Origin of the sequence: Pseudomonas campi (assembly GCF_013200955.2) — a bacterium.
Taxonomy (GTDB): Bacteria; Pseudomonadota; Gammaproteobacteria; order Pseudomonadales; family Pseudomonadaceae; genus Aquipseudomonas; species Aquipseudomonas campi.
This window is the reverse complement of the sequence record NZ_CP053697.2, coordinates 2,743,954-2,759,241: the sequence shown is the minus strand read 5'-3', so window position 1 is coordinate 2,759,241 and position 15,288 is coordinate 2,743,954. Positions and strand designations below refer to the sequence as shown.

Below are 15,288 nucleotides of genomic sequence, written 5' to 3'. Positions count from 1 at the left end.
CGCGAATCTGTCCCTTAACGCCCCCTCTCCCGCTTGCGGGAGAGGGCCGGGGAGAGGGCAATGACTGCACGCAGCTGCCCGGCCCTGCTGATCGCCGCCCCGGCGTCCGGCCAGGGCAAGACCACCGTCACCGCCGCCCTGGCGCGCCTGCACACGCGGGCCGGCAAGCGTGTGCGGGTGTTCAAATGCGGGCCGGACTTTCTCGACCCGATGATCCTCGCCCGCGCCTCGGGCCAGGCGGTGTACCAGCTCGACCTGTGGATGGTCGGCGAGGACGAATGCCGGCGCCTGCTCTGGGAGGCGGCGGGGGAGGCCGACCTGATCCTGATCGAAGGGGTGATGGGCCTGTTCGACGGCAGCCCCTCGGCCGCCGACCTGGCGCGGCGCTTCCAGGTGCCGGTGCTGGGGGTGATCGATGGCAGCGCCATGGCGCAGACCTTCGGCGCCCTGGCCTATGGCCTGGCCAACTTCCAGCACAACCTGCCGTTCGCCGGGGTGCTGGCCAACCGCACCGGCAGCGCGCGGCATGGCGAGATCCTGCGCGACAGCCTGCCGCCGGCGATCCGCTGGTACGGCGCCTTGCCGCGCAGCGCCGCGCTGGAGCTGCCCAGCCGCCACCTGGGCCTGGTCCAGGCCGAGGAACTGGCCGACCTGGATAGCCGCCTGGACGCGGCAGCCGATGCGCTGCTGGCCAGCGCCGGCGATGCTCTGCCAGACCCCGTGCGTTTCGCTGCACCAGTGGACCAGGTGATCGAGCCACTGCTGGCCGGCGTGCGCATCGGCGTGGCCCGCGATACCGCGTTCGCTTTCCTCTACCAGGCCAACCTCGATCTGCTGCGTCGGCTCGGCGCCGAGCTGTGCTTCTTCTCGCCGCTGCGCGAGCGCCAGTTGCCCGAGGTGGACAGCCTCTACCTGCCCGGCGGCTACCCGGAACTGCACCTGCAGCAACTGGCGCAGAACCTGGCCATGCGCGAGGCGATCCATGTCCACCAAGCCGCCGGCAAGCCGATCCTCGCCGAGTGCGGTGGCATGCTCTACCTGCTCGAGCGCCTGACCGACAAGGCCGGCCACAGCGCCGAACTGCTCGGCCTGCTGCCCGGCCACGCGCAGATGCAGCCGCGCATGGCCGCCCTCGGCCTGCAGCAAGTGGAGCTGCCGGAAGGCCTGCTGCGTGGCCACACCTACCACCATTCGCAGCTCGACTCGCCCGTCGAGCCGCTGGCACGCGGCAGCAGCCCGAACCAGCGCCCGGCCAGCGAGGCTGTCTATCGCCTGGGCCGGCTGACCGCCTCCTATATCCACTTCTACCTGCCGTCCAACCCGCAGGCCGCCGCCGGGCTGCTGTTGCCATGAGCGAGCATGCTTTCAGTCCTGCGGAACGTGCCGCGGTGTACCGGGCGATTGCCGAGCGCCGCGACATGCGCCACTTCGCCGGTGGCACGGTGGCCCCGGAGCTGCTCGCGCGCTTGCTGGAGGCGGCGCACCAGGCCCCCAGCGTCGGCCTGATGCAGCCCTGGCGCTTTATCCGCATCACCCGCCCGGCGCTGCGCGAGGCCATCCATGCCCAGGTCGAGGCCGAGCGGGTGCGCACCGCCGAGGCGCTGGGCGAGCGCAGCGACGAGTTCATGCGGCTCAAGGTCGAAGGCATCCGCGATTGCGCCGAGCTGCTGGTGGTGGCGCTGATGGACGAACGCGAGAAACACATCTTCGGCCGCCGCACCCTGCCGGAAATGGACCTGGCCTCCCTGGCCTGCGCCATCCAGAACCTCTGGCTGGCTTCGCGCGCCGAAGGCCTGGGTCTCGGTTGGGTCTCGCTGTTCGAGCCGCAGGCGCTGGCCGAGCTGCTGCACATGCCGGTCGGCAGCAAGCCACTGGCGATTCTCTGCCTGGGCCCGGTCACCGAGTTCTACCGCGAGCCGATGCTGGTCCAGGAAGGCTGGGCCACGGCGCGACCGCTGCAGGACCTGCTGTTCACCGACAGCTGGGGGCAACACGAATGAGCCTGCTGCTGGCCACCCTGGCCGGAGTGACCCTGGACGGCCTACTCGGCGAGCCCAAGCGCTGGCACCCGCTGGTGGCCTTCGGCGGCCTGGCGCAACGCATCGAACAACGCCTCAACAGTGGTGGTCACGGTTGGCGCAGCCACGGCGTTACCGGCTGGTGCCTGGCGGTGCTGCCGCTGACCCTGCTCAGCCTGCTACTGGCGCGCCTGCCTTATCTCGGCTGGCTGGTGGAGGTGCTGGCCCTGTATGCCGCCCTCGGCCTGCGCAGCCTCGGCGAGCACGCGCTGCCGGTGGCCCAGGCCCTGCGCCTGGGCGATCTGCCCGAGGCACGCAAGCGCGTCGGCTATATGGTCAGCCGGCAGACCGCCGAGCTGGACAGCGAAGGCGTGGCCCGCGCCGGTACCGAGTCGGTGCTGGAGAACGGCTCGGACGCGGTGTTCGCCGCGCTGTTCTGGTTCCTTGTCGCTGGTGCGCCGGGGGTGGTGCTGTACCGCCTGAGCAACACCCTGGACGCCATGTGGGGCTACCGCAACCCGCGCTTCGAACGCTTCGGCTGGGCCGCGGCGAAGATCGACGATGGCCTCAACTACATCCCCGCGCGCCTGGTGGCGCTGACCTATGCGCTGCTCGGCAAGACCGCCCTGGCCCTGCGCTGCTGGCAGCAGCAGGCGCCGCAGTGGGACAGCCCCAACGCCGGCCCGGTAATGGCCTCCGGTGCCGGCGCCCTCGGCGTGAGTCTGGGCGGCGCGGCGACCTATCATGGCGAGCTGCATGTGCGCCCCGTGCTGGGTGCGGGGCCGCAGGCGCGGGCGCGCGATATCGAACGGGCGCTCAATCTGGTCAATGGCGGCGTGCTGCTGTGGCTGGCGCTGTTACTGATCGGGAGTCTTTACCTTGCTTGAACATGGTGGCCGCCTGCGTGCGGCGGCGCAGCGCTATGGCATTGCCCTGGCCGAATGGCTGGATCTGTCCACCGGCATCGCGCCCTATGGCTGGCCGCTGCCGGCGATTCCGGCGACGGCCTGGAGCCGTCTGCCCGAACCGGACGATGGCCTGGAAGCGGCGGCGCGCGATTACTACGGCGTCCCCGCCTTGCTGCCGGTGGCCGGTTCCCAGGCGGCGATCCAGGCCCTGCCGCAGTTGCGGCGGTCGGGGCGGGTAGGGATCGTTTCGCCGGCCTACTCCGAACATGCCGAGGCCTGGCGCCGCGAGGGGCATCAGGTCACCGAGCTTGGCGAAGGCGCGGTGGGCCGCGCCCTGGAGCGCCTCGATGTGCTGCTGCTGATCAACCCCAACAACCCGACCGGGCGGCTGCTCGCGCCACAGCAGTTGCTCGACTGGCACGCCCGCCTGGCCGAGCGCGGCGGCTGGCTGGTGGTGGACGAGGCGTTCATCGACTGCACGCCCGAGCACAGCCTGGCGGCCTTCAGCCAGTTGCCGGGGCTGATCGTGCTGCGCTCGTTCGGCAAGTTCTTCGGCCTGGCTGGCATCCGTCTGGGTTTCGTGTTGGCCGAACCGACCCTGCTGGAGCGCCTGGACGAGCGCCTCGGCCCCTGGACCATCAGCGGCCCGACGCGGGCGGTGGCCAGCGCCATCCTGCAGGACAGCGCCGGCCAGCAGGCCCAGCGCGAGCGCCTGCAGGCCGACGGCCTGCGCCTGGCCGTGCTGCTCAGCGCCCAGGGCCTGGCGCCGGCGGGTGGCACCGCGCTGTTCCAGCTGGTCGCTCATCAGCATGCGGTGGGCCTGCATGGCTATTTCGCCCGTCGCGGCATCCTCCTGCGTCTGTTCGCCGAGACCCGCTGCCTGCGCTTCGGACTGCCCGCCGACGAGGCCGGCTGGCAGCGGCTGGAGCAGGCCCTGCAGGAGATGCCGCGATGAGCGCCACCTTGATGGTGCAGGGCACCACCTCCGATGCCGGCAAGAGCACCCTGGTGACTGCCCTGTGCCGCTGGCTCAAGCGCCAGGGCGTCGCGGTGGTGCCGTTCAAACCACAGAACATGGCGCTCAACTCGGCGGTCACCAGCGACGGCGGCGAGATCGGCCGCGCCCAGGCGGTGCAGGCCCAGGCCGCCGGCCTGACGCCGCACACCGATATGAACCCGGTGCTGCTCAAGCCCAACAGCGACACCGGCGCCCAGGTGATCATCCATGGTCGCGCTATCGGCAACATGCACGCGGTGGCCTACCACGATTACAAGCAGACCGCGCGCGCCGCCGTGCTCGAGTCGCACCAACGCCTCAGCGCGCAGTACCCGGTGGTGATGGTCGAGGGCGCCGGCTCGCCGGCGGAGATCAACCTGCGCGCCGGCGATATCGCCAATATGGGCTTCGCCGAGGCGGTGGATTGCCCGGTGATCCTGATCGCCGATATCGACAAGGGCGGCGTGTTCGCCCATCTGGTTGGCACCCTGGCCTTGCTCTCCGAAAGCGAGCAGGCGCGGGTGCAGGGCTTCGTGATCAACCGTTTTCGCGGCGACCTCAGCTTGCTGCAGCCGGGCCTGGACTGGCTGGAGCAACGCACCGGCAAGCCGGTGCTCGGCGTGCTGCCGTACCTGATGGATTTCCACCTGGAAGCCGAGGACGCGGTCGCCACCCGCCAGGTGACCCAGGCGGGGCAACAGCTCAAGGTTGTGGTGCCGGTGCTGCCGCGCATCAGCAACCACACCGACTTCGATCCGCTGCGCCTGCACCCGCAGGTCGACCTGCAATTTATTGGCCCCGGCCAGGCCATCCCGCCGGCCGACCTGATCATCCTGCCCGGCTCGAAAAGCGTGCGCGCCGACCTGGATTTCCTGCGCGAGCAGGGCTGGCCGGCGGCCATCGAGCACCACCTGCGCTACGGCGGCAAGCTGCTCGGCATCTGCGGCGGCCTGCAGATGCTCGGCACACAGATCGACGACCCCCACGGCCTGGAAGGCGCGCCCGGCAGCAGCGCCGGCCTGGGCCTGCTGGACATCAGCACCGTGCTGGAGCCGGAGAAGCAGCTGCGCAATGTGCAGGGCCGGCTGTGCCTGGAGCAGGCGGCGGTGAGCGGCTACGAGATTCATGCCGGGGTCAGCGCGGGTGCCGGGTTGAACGGCGCGGTGCAGCTGAATGACGGTCGGTCTGACGGTGGAATGAGCGTCGATGGCCAGGTGCTCGGCACCTACCTGCACGGGCTGTTCGAGTCGAGCGAGGCCTGTGGCGCACTGCTGCGCTGGGCCGGCCTGCGAGAGGTACAGACGGTGGACTACCATGCCCTGCGCGAACGCGACATAGAACGCCTGGCCGATCTGGTCGAGGCGCATCTGGATACCGCCAGGCTGCGCGAATTGTGTGGGTTATAGGAGCCTGTTGGCGATTTTTTGCTGTGTCATAACTGTGTGTAGAACAGCTGCGAACTGCTTTGGCCCCCTCTCCCGTTTACGGGAGAGGGTTGGGGAGAGGGTGAGTGGGGCCAACACCCTCTCCCCCGGCCCCTCTCCCACAAGTGGGAGAGGGGAGTTTTCGAGAGACGAAATAGTTTCCAGCGCACCCTGGCCATCTGCCGGTGCGCACGGTGCACGAGGAAAGTGAGAGATGGTTGAATTGATCCTCGGCGGCGCCCGTTCCGGCAAGAGCCGCCTGGCCGAGAAGCTGGCGGCCGATAGCGGCCTGGCTGTGACCTATATCGCCACCAGCCAGGCGCTGGACGGCGAGATGAGCGAACGCATCACCCAGCATCGCGCGCGGCGTCCGGCCGGCTGGGCGCTGGTCGAAGAACCGCTGGAGCTGGCCCGGGTGCTGCGCGAGCAGGCGGGCGAGGGCCGTTGCCTGCTGGTTGACTGCCTGACCCTGTGGCTGACCAACCTGCTGATGCTGGACGACGAGGCGCGCCTGCAGGCCGAACGCGCGGCGCTGCTGGAGTGCCTGGCCGGGCTGCCGGGGCGGATCATCCTGGTCAGCAACGAGACCGGCCTCGGCGTGGTGCCGCTGGGCGAGCTGACCCGGCGTTATGTCGACGAGGCCGGCTGGTTGCACCAGGCCCTGGCCGAACGCAGCCAGCGGGTGGTGTTTACCGTCGCCGGCCTGCCCATGCTTCTGAAAGGAGAACGCCTGTGAGTGCATTCTGGTGGCAGGCGAGCTGCCGACCGCTCGACCAGCAGGTGGCCGCCCAGGCCCTGCAACGCCAGGCCGAGCTGACCAAGCCGGCCGGCGCCCTCGGCCAGCTGGAGCCGCTGGCGGTGCGCCTGGCCGCCCAGCAGGGGCGCGTGCGTCCCGAGCTGGAGCAGGTGTGGATCAGCATCTTCGCCGGTGACCACGGTGTGGTCGCCGAAGGTGTGTCGGCCTATCCGCAGGCGGTGACCGTGCAGATGCTCGGCAACTTCGCCGGCGGTGGCGCGGCGATCAGCGTGCTGGCCCGCCAGCTGGGCGCGACCCTGGAGGTGCACAATCTCGGCACGGTCGAGCCGGCACCGGCCATGCATGGGGTCTGCCAGCATCAACTGGCGCCCGGCACGGCCAATTTCACTCAGGCGCCGGCGATGAGCAGCGAACTGTGCCTGGCCGCGCTGCAGGTCGGTCGCGCGGTGGCCGAGCGCGCCGCGGCGGCCGGCTGCCAGCTGTTTATCGGTGGCGAGATGGGCATCGGCAACACCACGGCGGCCAGCGCCCTGGCCTGTGTGCTGCTGGACAAGCAGCTGCGCGAGCTGGTCGGCCCCGGCACCGGGCTGGACAGCGCTGGTGTGGCGCGTAAGATCCGCGCCATCGAAGCTGCCCTGGCCTTGCACGGCCAGGCGCGCGCGCCGCTGGATTGCCTGCAGCGCCTGGGCGGGCTGGAGATCGCCGCGCTGACCGGCGCCTACCTGGCCTGCGCGCAGCAGGGCGTCAGCGTGCTGGTCGACGGCTTTATCTGCAGCGTCGCGGCGCTGCTGGCGGTGCGCTTGAATCCGGGCGTGGCCAACTGGCTGCTGTTCAGCCACAGCGGCGCCGAGCCGGGCCATCGCCATGTGCTCGCGGCTCTCGAGGCTGCGCCGTTGCTGCAACTGGGCCTGCGCCTGGGCGAGGGCAGTGGGGCAGCGCTGGCGGTGCCGTTGTTGCGCCTGGCGTGCGCCCTGCACGGGCAGATGGCGACTTTTTCTGAAGCAGCAGTACAGGAGCAAGGTTGATGAGTTTGCAGCTGGATCTTTTGCGCCACGGTGAGACCACCGGCGGCAACGGTTTTCGTGGCAGCTTGGACGATGCCCTCACGGAGCGCGGCTGGCAGCAGATGCACGCGACCCTGGCTGAACAGGGCGGCTGGGACCTGATCATCAGCTCGCCGCTGCAACGCTGCGAGGCCTTCGCTCGCCAGCTGGCCGAGGTCAAGGGCTTGCCGCTACGCATCGAGGCCGATCTGCGCGAGCTGCACTTCGGCGACTGGGAAGGGCGCAACGCCGCGGAAATCCTCCTCGAGGACACCGAGGCGCTGGGCAGCTTCTGGAACGATCCGTTCAATTTCACCCCGCCGAATGCCGAGCCGGTACGCGACTTCGCCGCACGGGTGATGGCCGCCATCGAGCGCCTGCAACAGGAACTGGCCGGCCAGCGCGTGCTGCTGGTGACCCACGGCGGGGTGATGCGCCTGCTGCTGGCCCAGGCCCGCGGTCTGCCGCAGCAGCAGATGCTGCAGGTCGAGGTCGGCCATGCCGCGCTGCATCGCCTGCAGGTCGCGGCCGACCTGAGCCTGCGCGAAGCCTGAGCATGCGCCTGGCCGAGCCGCTGCTGATCGCCCTGCAGTTCCTCACCCGTTTGCCGGTGAGCCTGGCGGGCATGCCGGCACCCCAGCAGCTGGGCCGTTCGCTGCTGTGGTACCCGGTGGTCGGGCTGCTGCTCGGCGGCCTGTTGCTGCTGGCGCAGCTGCTGCTGAGCGGTGCGCCGGCCTTGCTGCAGGCGGCGTTGCTGCTGGCGCTGTGGGTCGGCCTGAGCGGCGGGTTGCACCTTGATGGCCTGGCCGACACGGCGGATGCCTGGGTCGGCGGTTATGGCGACCGCGAGCGCACCCTGGCGATCATGAAAGACCCGCGCAGTGGACCGATCGCCGTGGTGGTGCTGGTGCTGCTGCTGTTGCTCAAGTTCGCCGCTTTGGTGGCGCTGTTGCAGGCCGGGCAGTGGGCCGCGCTATTGCTGGCGCCCTGGCTGGGGCGTGGGCTGTTGCCGCTGCTGTTTCTGACTACGCCCTATGTGCGCGCCGGTGGTCTGGGCCAGGCGCTCAGCGAGCATCTGCCGCGTCAGCAACTGCCTGTGGTACTGGCCGGCAACGCCCTGCTCATGCTGCTGTTGGGCTGGGCTGGGCTGCTGGCCATCGGCGCTGCGCTGCTGGCTTTCTTTCTGCTGCGCCGCGCCTTTATCGCCCGCCTGGGCGGCACCACCGGCGATACCGCCGGGGCGCTGCTGGAGCTGGTCGAGTGCATGGTGCTGGTGGTTTTGGCGCTCGCGCTGGCTTGAGCTTCCCCGGGTGCGCCGTGCGCGCCAGCAGTCCTTGCCAGGCCACGGTGCACCCTGCGGTCTATCAGAACGCCTTGCTGACGCTGGCCACCGCGCCGGCCGAACAGAGGTCGTCGTAGCCGCTGAAGCTGGCGCACTGGGCATCTGACAGGTCGGTGTCGACATAGCTCAGGCCCCAGGTGGCGCCGAACAGATCGCGGGTCAGCTTGATCTCCCAGTTGTTGTAGTCCTGCTCGGCCTTGCTGTAGTCGGCGTTGAAGAACACGTCGTCTTTCTGGTCGACATTCTCGTAACGCAACTCCAGACCGATCTCCAGCGGTAGCAGGGTGCGGTAGCCGACATAGGTGTTGAAGTAGCTCTCCTCGGTGTCGAAGGAGTGCTTGCCACCGATGAAGAAACCGTAGGCGTCCAGGGTCAGGTAGAGATCGGAGCCGTTGAACTGGCCTTCACCTGGGTAGGTGTACTTGTTGTAGTAACCGTCCAGGCTGATGGCGTCGGTGATCTGCCAGTAGTAACCGGCGTAATAGTCGATTTCCTGGCGGGTGCCGTAGTCATCGTCGTTCTCCCAGTCGTAGCCGTACTCGACATTGCTGGTCCACACCCCGGCATACAGGCCGCTGGCATGGCTGAGCATGATGTCGAGCTGGGCGGCCGGGTCGCCGAGGGTCTGCGAGATACCGCTGGAACGGTAGTCGCTGAAAACGGCCGGAGTGACGATCAGGGAAAGCTGCTCGTTCAGTTCGATGGCGCCGGCCTGCAGACTGCAGGTCAGGGCGGCGATGGCCAGAGTGAGGGTTTTGCGTGCGTGCATGGAGGAGCCCTGTTGTGGTTTTTGTTCGGCAGCTGATGCAAGGCCGCAGCCTGCCGCTGCGCTCAGGCGCAGGGCAGGGCGGTGGGGTTGTTGTTATTGCGCTGTGGCGACGTCGGCGCTGGCGGGTGCCTGATACACCGACTTGCCGGCGAACCAGGTCTGCAGCACCTGGGTATCGAACAGTTCGGCGTCGCTGACCTTGAACACGTCGCGGTCGAGGACGATCAGGTCGGCCTGCTTGCCGGGGGCCAGCGAGCCGATCTGCTGCTCCAGGCGCAGGGCCTTGGCGGCGTTGATGGTGTAGGCCAGGAACATGGTTTCGCGGTCGATACTCTCGGCGCTGTTGAGCACGCCGAGCGGACCTGTGCGGGTGCTGGCCTGGGCGATGGCGTTCCACGGGTTGGGGCTGGACACCGGCCAGTCGCTGGCGCCGGCGATTGTGGCGCCGGCCTTGTGCAGCGAACGGGCCGGATACTGGTAGCGGTAGGTGAAGGCACTCACGTACGGCTTGACCAGTTCCTCGGTATAGCTTTCCGCGGTGGCCCACAACAGCTGCATGGAGGCGATCACGCCGAGCTCCTTGAAGCGCGCAAACTCCTTGGGGTTGACCAGCTGCAGGTGGCTGATGCTATGCGGCACCGGCGTGGGTTTGAGCGAGCGGGCATATTCGATGGCGTTCAGCGACTCACGCACGGCACGGTCGCCGACCGCATGGATATGGGTAATCCAGCCGCGCTGCTCGGTGGCGGCGATCAGCTTGCCGAAGCCCTGCGGATCGATCAGTAGCTGCCCCTGCTGATGACTGTTGTTGTAGGGATCGATCACCGCGGCGGTCTGCCCTGGGAATTCGAGCACGCCATCGGCGAATACCTTGATCCCGGGGAAGGTCAGGTTCGGCACGCCCTGGAACTGCTGCATGACATTGGCCTGCACCTTGAGGTCGTCCGGCTTGCTCTGCGGGTGGGCCAGCAGCAGGGCGGCGACGTGCACGTTCAGCTCACCCTGTTCGGCCAGTTGGCGGTACAGCGGCAGCACGCCGAGGTCATTTTCGGTGGGGCGCATCTCGAACAGCGACTGCTCGCCGCCGCCGTTGGCCGCGGCATCCATCCAGGCGGTCACGCCCACCTGCAGGTTGACCCGCACGGCTTCGCGCGCGGCCTTCAACATCAGCTCGGCAGAGGGTTTGGGCAACTGGCCGCGCACCCGATCCCAGCCGGTTTCACTGAGGAAACCGGTGGGCGTCAGATCGGCTTCGTGTTCGATGAAGCTGGCTTCCTTGGCCGCCAGGCTCTTCACCAGTTTGGCGTCGATGCCGACCCGTTGCAGCATGGCGTTGTTGGCCCAGCCGGTATGCCCGTCGATGCCGTTCAGCACCAGCGGCTGGCTGGCCCAGCGGCCCTGATTGAAGCGTTTGGCCAGCTCGCGACTGTGCTGCCAGTACGCCGAGCTGACTCCGGAGATCACGATGATGTCGCCCAGGCGCGCCGTGTCGGCCTGGTCCTGCTCGATGATCCACTGTTCCAGCTCGGCCAGTGGCTTGACCTCGTCGTAGAGGTTGGCGCGCAGGCTGTCCAGGGCGCCGATTACCGGGTGGCTGTGGGTGTCGATCATGCCCGGCATCAGCACCTTGCCGGCCAGGTCGATGCGTTGGGTGTCGGCATCGGCCAGGGCCAGGATGGCGCTGTCGGAGCCGACCTGGAGGATCTTGCCGTCTTCCACGGCAACGGCCTGGGCGCGTGGCTGGCCGGCTTCGGCGGTGAACACCTTGCCGTTGAACAGCACCAGATCGGCGGCGGCCATGGCTTCCAGTGAGGAAAAAGCAACAGCGCTGGCCAGCAAGCTCGGAACGAACCTTTTCACGATAACCCCCTTGTTTTTATTGGACTGCAGGCGAGACTAGCGATTACCGCCAGACGCTAGAACGCCTAGCTCGTGCAAAACCTTTTTGCCACATTGGAAAAACTCGGATGGACAAGCTCGGTGCCCTGAACATGTTTGTCGCCACGGCCGAGCACGGCAGTTTCAGCCGCGCGGCCGAACAGCTGGGCAAGACGCCTTCGGCGCTGACCAAGGCGGTCAGTCATCTGGAGGCCGAGCTCGGCGCGCGCCTGTTCGAGCGCAGCACCCGGCGTACGGTGCTCACCGAGGCCGGGCGGGTCTATCTGGAAACCGCGCGCCAGGTACTGCAGCGTCTGCATGAGGTGGGCGAGGAAATCGGCCAGCTGCAACACGGCCTGCACGGCAACCTGCGCATCACTGCGCCGCTGGCCTTTGGCCGGGCTTTTCTCGATCAGGTGTGCGCCAGCTTTCTCGCCCAGTACCCGCAGATCAGGCTGCAGGTGGACCTCTGCGATGCCTTCGTCGATCTGGTGGAAAGCGGCTACGACCTGGCCCTGCGCGAAGGCCGCAGCGACCTGCCGGGGCTGATCGCGCGGGTGGTCGGGCAGAACCGCATCGCCCTCTGCGCCAGCCCGGCCTATCTGGAACGTCAGCCGCAGCCACTGACGCCGGACGGTATCGACGAGCATGACTGGTTGATGTACCAGCATCCGGCGCTGGGGCGCGGTGTCTGGTGGGTGGAGCATGCGGGCCAGCGCATCGGCGTGCCGCACCCGCGCGCACCGCGCCTGGAGAGTGACAACTATGACCTGCTGCTGGCCGCTGCCCTGGCCGGTTGCGGTGTGCTGCACACGCCGCTGTGGAGCGCCGCGCCTTACCTGGCCGATGGCCGCCTGGTACGCCTGATGACCGAGTACGAGATCGACCCGGACGCCTTCGGCCCGCAGATTCTCGCGGTCTACCCGAGTCACCGCCGGGCCACGGGCAAGGTGGTGGCCTTTATCGATTACCTGCAGGAGTTTCTCGGCTCGCGCGGTATTGCTTGAGGCGCTCTGGGCGATTGGGTCAATGCCGCCGAGCGCTTGGGTCATTGAGCTGGGGCAGGGGGCTGCCTAACCTGCTGAATGTTTCGTTTGATCGTACCCGGCTCCAATAAAAACAAGAGAGTGCCCGATGTCCGAACAACTGCCGCTGCAACGTTTCCAGCACTGGGTCGCCCAGTGCCCCGATAAGGTCTGGCTGCGCCAGCCGGTCGCCGGGGTCTGGCATGACTTCACCTGGTGCCAGGTCGACGACCAGGCACGCCGTCTGGCTGCTGCTCTGCAGGCGCTGGGTTGCGCGCCGGGTGAGCGGGTGGCGATCCTGGCGAAGAACTGCGCCGAGTGGTTTATCAGCGACCTGGCGATTCAGCTGGCCGGGCTGGTCAGCGTGCCGCTGTATCCGCTGCAGTCGGCCGAGAGCATCGCCTATGTGCTGGAGCATGCGGCCTGCAAGGCGATCATCCTCGGCAAGCTGGACGAACCGGCCAAGCTGGAAAGCGGCATCGGGCCGCAGGTGCTGCGCCTGGCCATGCCCTATCCGACCCTGCGCGCCGACTACCAGTGGCACGAGCTGCAGGCCTATGCACCGTTGCCGACTGCGCCTGTGCAGCAGGCCGACGAGCTGCTGAGCATCCTCTACACCTCCGGCACTACCGGCCAGCCCAAGGGCGTGATGCTCTCGGCACAGGCCATGGCCTGCGCTGCCGCCAGCTCCTGTGCCGAGCTGCGCATCGATGAGCGCGACCAGTTCTTCTCCTTCCTGCCGCTGTCGCACGCCGCCGAGCGCTTTCTGGTGGAGATGAACAGCCTGTATAGCGGTGCTCAGGTGGCTTTCGTCGAGTCGCTGGACAGCTTCGCCAGCGACCTGCGCTATATCCGCCCGACTGTGTTCTTCTCCGTGCCGCGCTTGTGGACGCGCTTCCAGCAAGGCGTGCTGGAGCGTCTGCCACAGCGCAAGCTCGATCTGCTGCTGCGCATTCCGCTGCTCGGTGGCCTGCTGGCGCGCAAGATCAAGCGCGGCCTGGGCCTGGATCGCGCGCGCATCCTGGTCTCCGGCGCGGCGGCGATCTCGCCGGGGCTGCTCGACTGGTACCGGCGCCTGGGCCTGGTGATCTGCGAGGGCTACGGCATGACTGAGAACTTCGCCTATGGCACCTTCAACCGGCCGGGGCAGGTGCGCTTCGGCAGCGTCGGCCGGCCGATGCCGAACCTGGAACTGCGCATCGCCGACAACGGCGAAGTGCTGTTCCGTGGGCCGACCCTGATGCAGGGTTATTACCGTGAGCCCGAACTGAGTGCCAAGGCCCTGGAGGGCGGTTGGCTGCACACCGGCGACCAGGGCGAGGTGGATGGCGACGGCTACCTGCGCATCACCGGGCGGGTCAAGGACATCTTCAAAACCAGCAAGGGCAAGTACGTGGCGCCGGCGCCGATCGAGGGCGAGATCGCCAAGAACACCTGGGTCGAGCAGGTCTGCCTGATGGGCAGCAACCTCGACCAGCCGTTGGCCCTGATCGAACTGTCGCCAGCGGCGCGCAGCCAGCCGCGCGAGCAGGTCAGTGCCGCCTTGCAGGCCACCCTGGCCCAGCTCAACGCCGCCTTGCAGCCCCATGAACGGCTCAGCCATCTGGTACTGGTCAGCGAGGCCTGGACCGTGGACAACGGCTGCATGACACCGACCATGAAAATCCGCCGCAATGTGCTGGAGGCGCGCTACGCCGCGCTGGTCAGCAGCTTGCCGGGCAAACCGCCACTGTATTGGGAAAACTGCTGATGAAGGGCCCGCTGGCTGCGCTGAAGGTTCTCGATTTTTCCACCCTGCTGCCGGGGCCGTTCGCCTCGCTGTTGCTGGCCGACATGGGCGCCGAGGTGCTGCGCATCGAGTCGCCGACGCGGGTCGACCTGGTCCGTGTGCTGCCGCCGTTCGATGGCGACAGCAGCACCAGCCACGCCTACCTCAACCGCAACAAGCGCTCGCTGGCCCTCGATCTCAAGCATCCCGAGGCGCTGGCGGTGGTGCACAAGCTGGTGGCCGAGTACGACATCGTGCTGGAGCAGTTCCGCCCCGGGGTGATGGACAAGCTCGGCCTCGGCTATGAAGCGCTGAAAGCGATCAATCCGCGGCTGATCTATGTCTCCATCACCGGCTACGGGCAGACCGGGCCGTACAAGGACCGCGCCGGCCACGATCTCAACTACCTGGCCCTGAGCGGCCTGGCCAGCTACACCGGGCGCCGTGACACGGGCCCGCTGCCGCTTGGTGTGCAGCTGGCGGATGTCGCCGGCGGCTCGCTGCATGGGGTGATCGGCCTGCTCGCCGCGGTGATTGCCCGGCAGAGCACGGGGCAGGGTCAGCACGTGGACATCAGCATGACCGACTGCGCCTTCAGCCTGCATGCCATGGCCGGCGCCGGCTACCTCGGCGCCGGGGTGGAGCCGGCGATGGAGAACCAGGCACTGAATGGCGGCAGCTTCTACGACTACTACCGCACCCGCGATGGCCGCTGGCTGTCGGTGGGCAGCCTGGAGCCGCAGTTCATGCAGCAGTTCTGTGCCGTTATCGGGCGGCCGGAACTGGCTGGGCGCGGCCTGTCGCCCAAGCCGGAGGAGCAGAAGGCGCTCAAGCGCGAGATCGAGATCGAGATCGAGAAACACGACCTGGCCGAGTGGCAGCAACGCTTCGCCGCGGTGGATGCCTGCGTCGAACCGGTGCTCAACCTGTCCGAGGCGGTCGAGCACCCGCAATTGCAAGCGCGTGGCCTGGTCACCGCCGTGCCGCGCGCGGGCAAACCGGCGCAGGCGCAGCTGGCCTGCCCGATCAAGTTCTCCGCGGGGCTGGAGGCGCCGCGGCATACCGGCGTGGCGGTGGGCGCGCACAGCGCCGAGGTGCTGCGCGAGATCGGTTACAGCGAGGCGCAGATTGCCGAGCTGAAGGCGGCCAAGTTGCTCGGTTGAGTCTTGTAGCCCGGATGCAATCCGGGGGAGGCGGTAGCGGTCATTCCCGGATTGCATCCGGGCTACGGCCTGGTGCGCGCGGCGCACTCTACGAGAGCCGGGTAGCCGGTAGTGGGTGCGGGGCCTCTTGAAATTTTTCGGCCTGTCCTTATCTAGCTGAGTACGGGGTGCCGAAGTCGGGCCCCGGATTCAACCA

14 protein-coding genes are annotated in these 15,288 nt (G+C 68.1%); 12 read left to right on the top strand and 2 right to left on the bottom strand.

The window, feature by feature from the left end:
- The first annotated feature begins 60 nt into the window (after window positions 1-60).
- The 9 genes from HNE05_RS12805 (at window position 61) to HNE05_RS12765 (ending at window position 8,447) form a co-directional block, all read left to right on the top strand.
- Entirely contained in the window at window positions 61-1,353 is a 1,293-nt protein-coding gene (locus tag HNE05_RS12805; protein WP_173207846.1) for a cobyrinic acid a,c-diamide synthase CobB, read from the top strand.
- Complete coding sequence (gene bluB / locus HNE05_RS12800; protein ID WP_173207843.1) at window positions 1,350-2,000, top strand: 5,6-dimethylbenzimidazole synthase; 651 nt, start codon at window positions 1,350-1,352, stop codon at window positions 1,998-2,000. Before HNE05_RS12805 ends, bluB begins: the two co-directional genes overlap by 4 nt.
- The gene (cbiB, locus tag HNE05_RS12795) at window positions 1,997-2,905 is read left to right on the top strand and encodes an adenosylcobinamide-phosphate synthase CbiB (RefSeq protein ID WP_173207838.1); all 909 of its coding nucleotides are present in this window, start codon (window positions 1,997-1,999) and stop codon (window positions 2,903-2,905) included. The genes bluB and cbiB overlap by 4 nt, the downstream gene beginning before the upstream one ends.
- Window positions 2,898-3,881, top strand: coding sequence for a threonine-phosphate decarboxylase CobD (gene cobD / locus HNE05_RS12790; RefSeq protein ID WP_173207835.1), 984 nt, complete (start codon window positions 2,898-2,900; stop codon window positions 3,879-3,881). The genes cbiB and cobD overlap by 8 nt, the downstream gene beginning before the upstream one ends.
- Window positions 3,878-5,329 carry a cobyric acid synthase gene (locus tag HNE05_RS12785; protein ID WP_173207832.1) on the top strand — a complete coding sequence of 484 codons (1,452 nt, stop codon included), beginning with the start codon at window positions 3,878-3,880 and terminating at the stop codon, window positions 5,327-5,329. The genes cobD and HNE05_RS12785 overlap by 4 nt, the downstream gene beginning before the upstream one ends.
- A gap of 232 nt (window positions 5,330-5,561) precedes the next feature.
- Window positions 5,562-6,083, top strand: coding sequence for a bifunctional adenosylcobinamide kinase/adenosylcobinamide-phosphate guanylyltransferase (gene cobU, locus HNE05_RS12780; RefSeq protein ID WP_173207829.1), 522 nt, complete (start codon window positions 5,562-5,564; stop codon window positions 6,081-6,083).
- Window positions 6,080-7,129: a nicotinate-nucleotide--dimethylbenzimidazole phosphoribosyltransferase gene (cobT, locus tag HNE05_RS12775; RefSeq protein WP_173207826.1), complete on the top strand. Its 1,050-nt coding sequence runs from the start codon at window positions 6,080-6,082 to the stop codon at window positions 7,127-7,129. The genes cobU and cobT overlap by 4 nt, the downstream gene beginning before the upstream one ends.
- A complete protein-coding gene (gene cobC / locus HNE05_RS12770; protein WP_173207823.1) occupies window positions 7,129-7,701 on the top strand; it encodes an alpha-ribazole phosphatase family protein in 573 nt (190 codons plus the stop codon). Before cobT ends, cobC begins: the two co-directional genes overlap by 1 nt.
- A 2-nt stretch (window positions 7,702-7,703) precedes the next feature.
- A complete protein-coding gene (locus HNE05_RS12765) occupies window positions 7,704-8,447 on the top strand; it encodes an adenosylcobinamide-GDP ribazoletransferase (protein ID WP_173207820.1) in 744 nt (247 codons plus the stop codon).
- 64 nt (window positions 8,448-8,511) lie between these two features.
- On the opposite strand, the gene HNE05_RS12760 is transcribed toward HNE05_RS12765, so the two are convergent.
- Both HNE05_RS12760 and HNE05_RS12755 read right to left on the bottom strand, forming a co-directional pair.
- Window positions 8,512-9,258 carry a TorF family putative porin gene (locus HNE05_RS12760; RefSeq protein WP_173207817.1) on the bottom strand — a complete coding sequence of 249 codons (747 nt, stop codon included), beginning with the start codon at window positions 9,256-9,258 and terminating at the stop codon, window positions 8,512-8,514.
- Between the two features lie 93 nt (window positions 9,259-9,351).
- A complete protein-coding gene (locus tag HNE05_RS12755) occupies window positions 9,352-11,118 on the bottom strand; it encodes an amidohydrolase (protein WP_173207814.1) in 1,767 nt (588 codons plus the stop codon).
- Window positions 11,119-11,225: 107 nt separating this feature from the next.
- On the opposite strand from HNE05_RS12755, the gene HNE05_RS12750 reads away from it, so the two are divergent.
- The 3 genes from HNE05_RS12750 to HNE05_RS12740 all read left to right on the top strand — a co-directional run bounded on the left by HNE05_RS12750 (window position 11,226) and on the right by HNE05_RS12740 (window position 15,092).
- On the top strand, window positions 11,226-12,143 hold the full coding sequence (locus tag HNE05_RS12750; protein ID WP_173207811.1) for a LysR family transcriptional regulator: 918 nt from the start codon (window positions 11,226-11,228) through the stop codon (window positions 12,141-12,143).
- Between the two features lie 127 nt (window positions 12,144-12,270).
- Entirely contained in the window at window positions 12,271-13,911 is a 1,641-nt protein-coding gene (locus HNE05_RS12745) for an AMP-binding protein (RefSeq protein ID WP_173207808.1), read from the top strand.
- On the top strand, window positions 13,911-15,092 hold the full coding sequence (locus HNE05_RS12740) for a CaiB/BaiF CoA transferase family protein (RefSeq protein WP_173207805.1): 1,182 nt from the start codon (window positions 13,911-13,913) through the stop codon (window positions 15,090-15,092). The genes HNE05_RS12745 and HNE05_RS12740 overlap by 1 nt, the downstream gene beginning before the upstream one ends.
- The last annotated feature ends 196 nt before the right edge of the window (window positions 15,093-15,288 follow it).

Bases quoted from the DNA above. Each gene is read 5' to 3' on its own strand.
- HNE05_RS12805 (WP_173207846.1), top strand. From the start codon at position 61: ATGACTGCACGCAGCTGCCCGGCCCTGCTGATCGCCGCCCCGGCGTCC.
- bluB (WP_173207843.1), top strand. From the start codon at position 1,350: ATGAGCGAGCATGCTTTCAGTCCTGCGGAACGTGCCGCGGTGTACCGG.
- cbiB (WP_173207838.1), top strand. From the start codon at position 1,997: ATGAGCCTGCTGCTGGCCACCCTGGCCGGAGTGACCCTGGACGGCCTA.
- HNE05_RS12785 (WP_173207832.1), top strand. From the start codon at position 3,878: ATGAGCGCCACCTTGATGGTGCAGGGCACCACCTCCGATGCCGGCAAG.
- cobU (WP_173207829.1), top strand. From the start codon at position 5,562: ATGGTTGAATTGATCCTCGGCGGCGCCCGTTCCGGCAAGAGCCGCCTG.
- cobC (WP_173207823.1), top strand. From the start codon at position 7,129: ATGAGTTTGCAGCTGGATCTTTTGCGCCACGGTGAGACCACCGGCGGC.
- HNE05_RS12765 (WP_173207820.1), top strand. From the start codon at position 7,704: ATGCGCCTGGCCGAGCCGCTGCTGATCGCCCTGCAGTTCCTCACCCGT.
- HNE05_RS12760 (WP_173207817.1), bottom strand. From the start codon at position 9,258: ATGCACGCACGCAAAACCCTCACTCTGGCCATCGCCGCCCTGACCTGC.
- HNE05_RS12750 (WP_173207811.1), top strand. From the start codon at position 11,226: ATGGACAAGCTCGGTGCCCTGAACATGTTTGTCGCCACGGCCGAGCAC.
- HNE05_RS12745 (WP_173207808.1), top strand. From the start codon at position 12,271: ATGTCCGAACAACTGCCGCTGCAACGTTTCCAGCACTGGGTCGCCCAG.
- HNE05_RS12740 (WP_173207805.1), top strand. From the start codon at position 13,911: ATGAAGGGCCCGCTGGCTGCGCTGAAGGTTCTCGATTTTTCCACCCTG.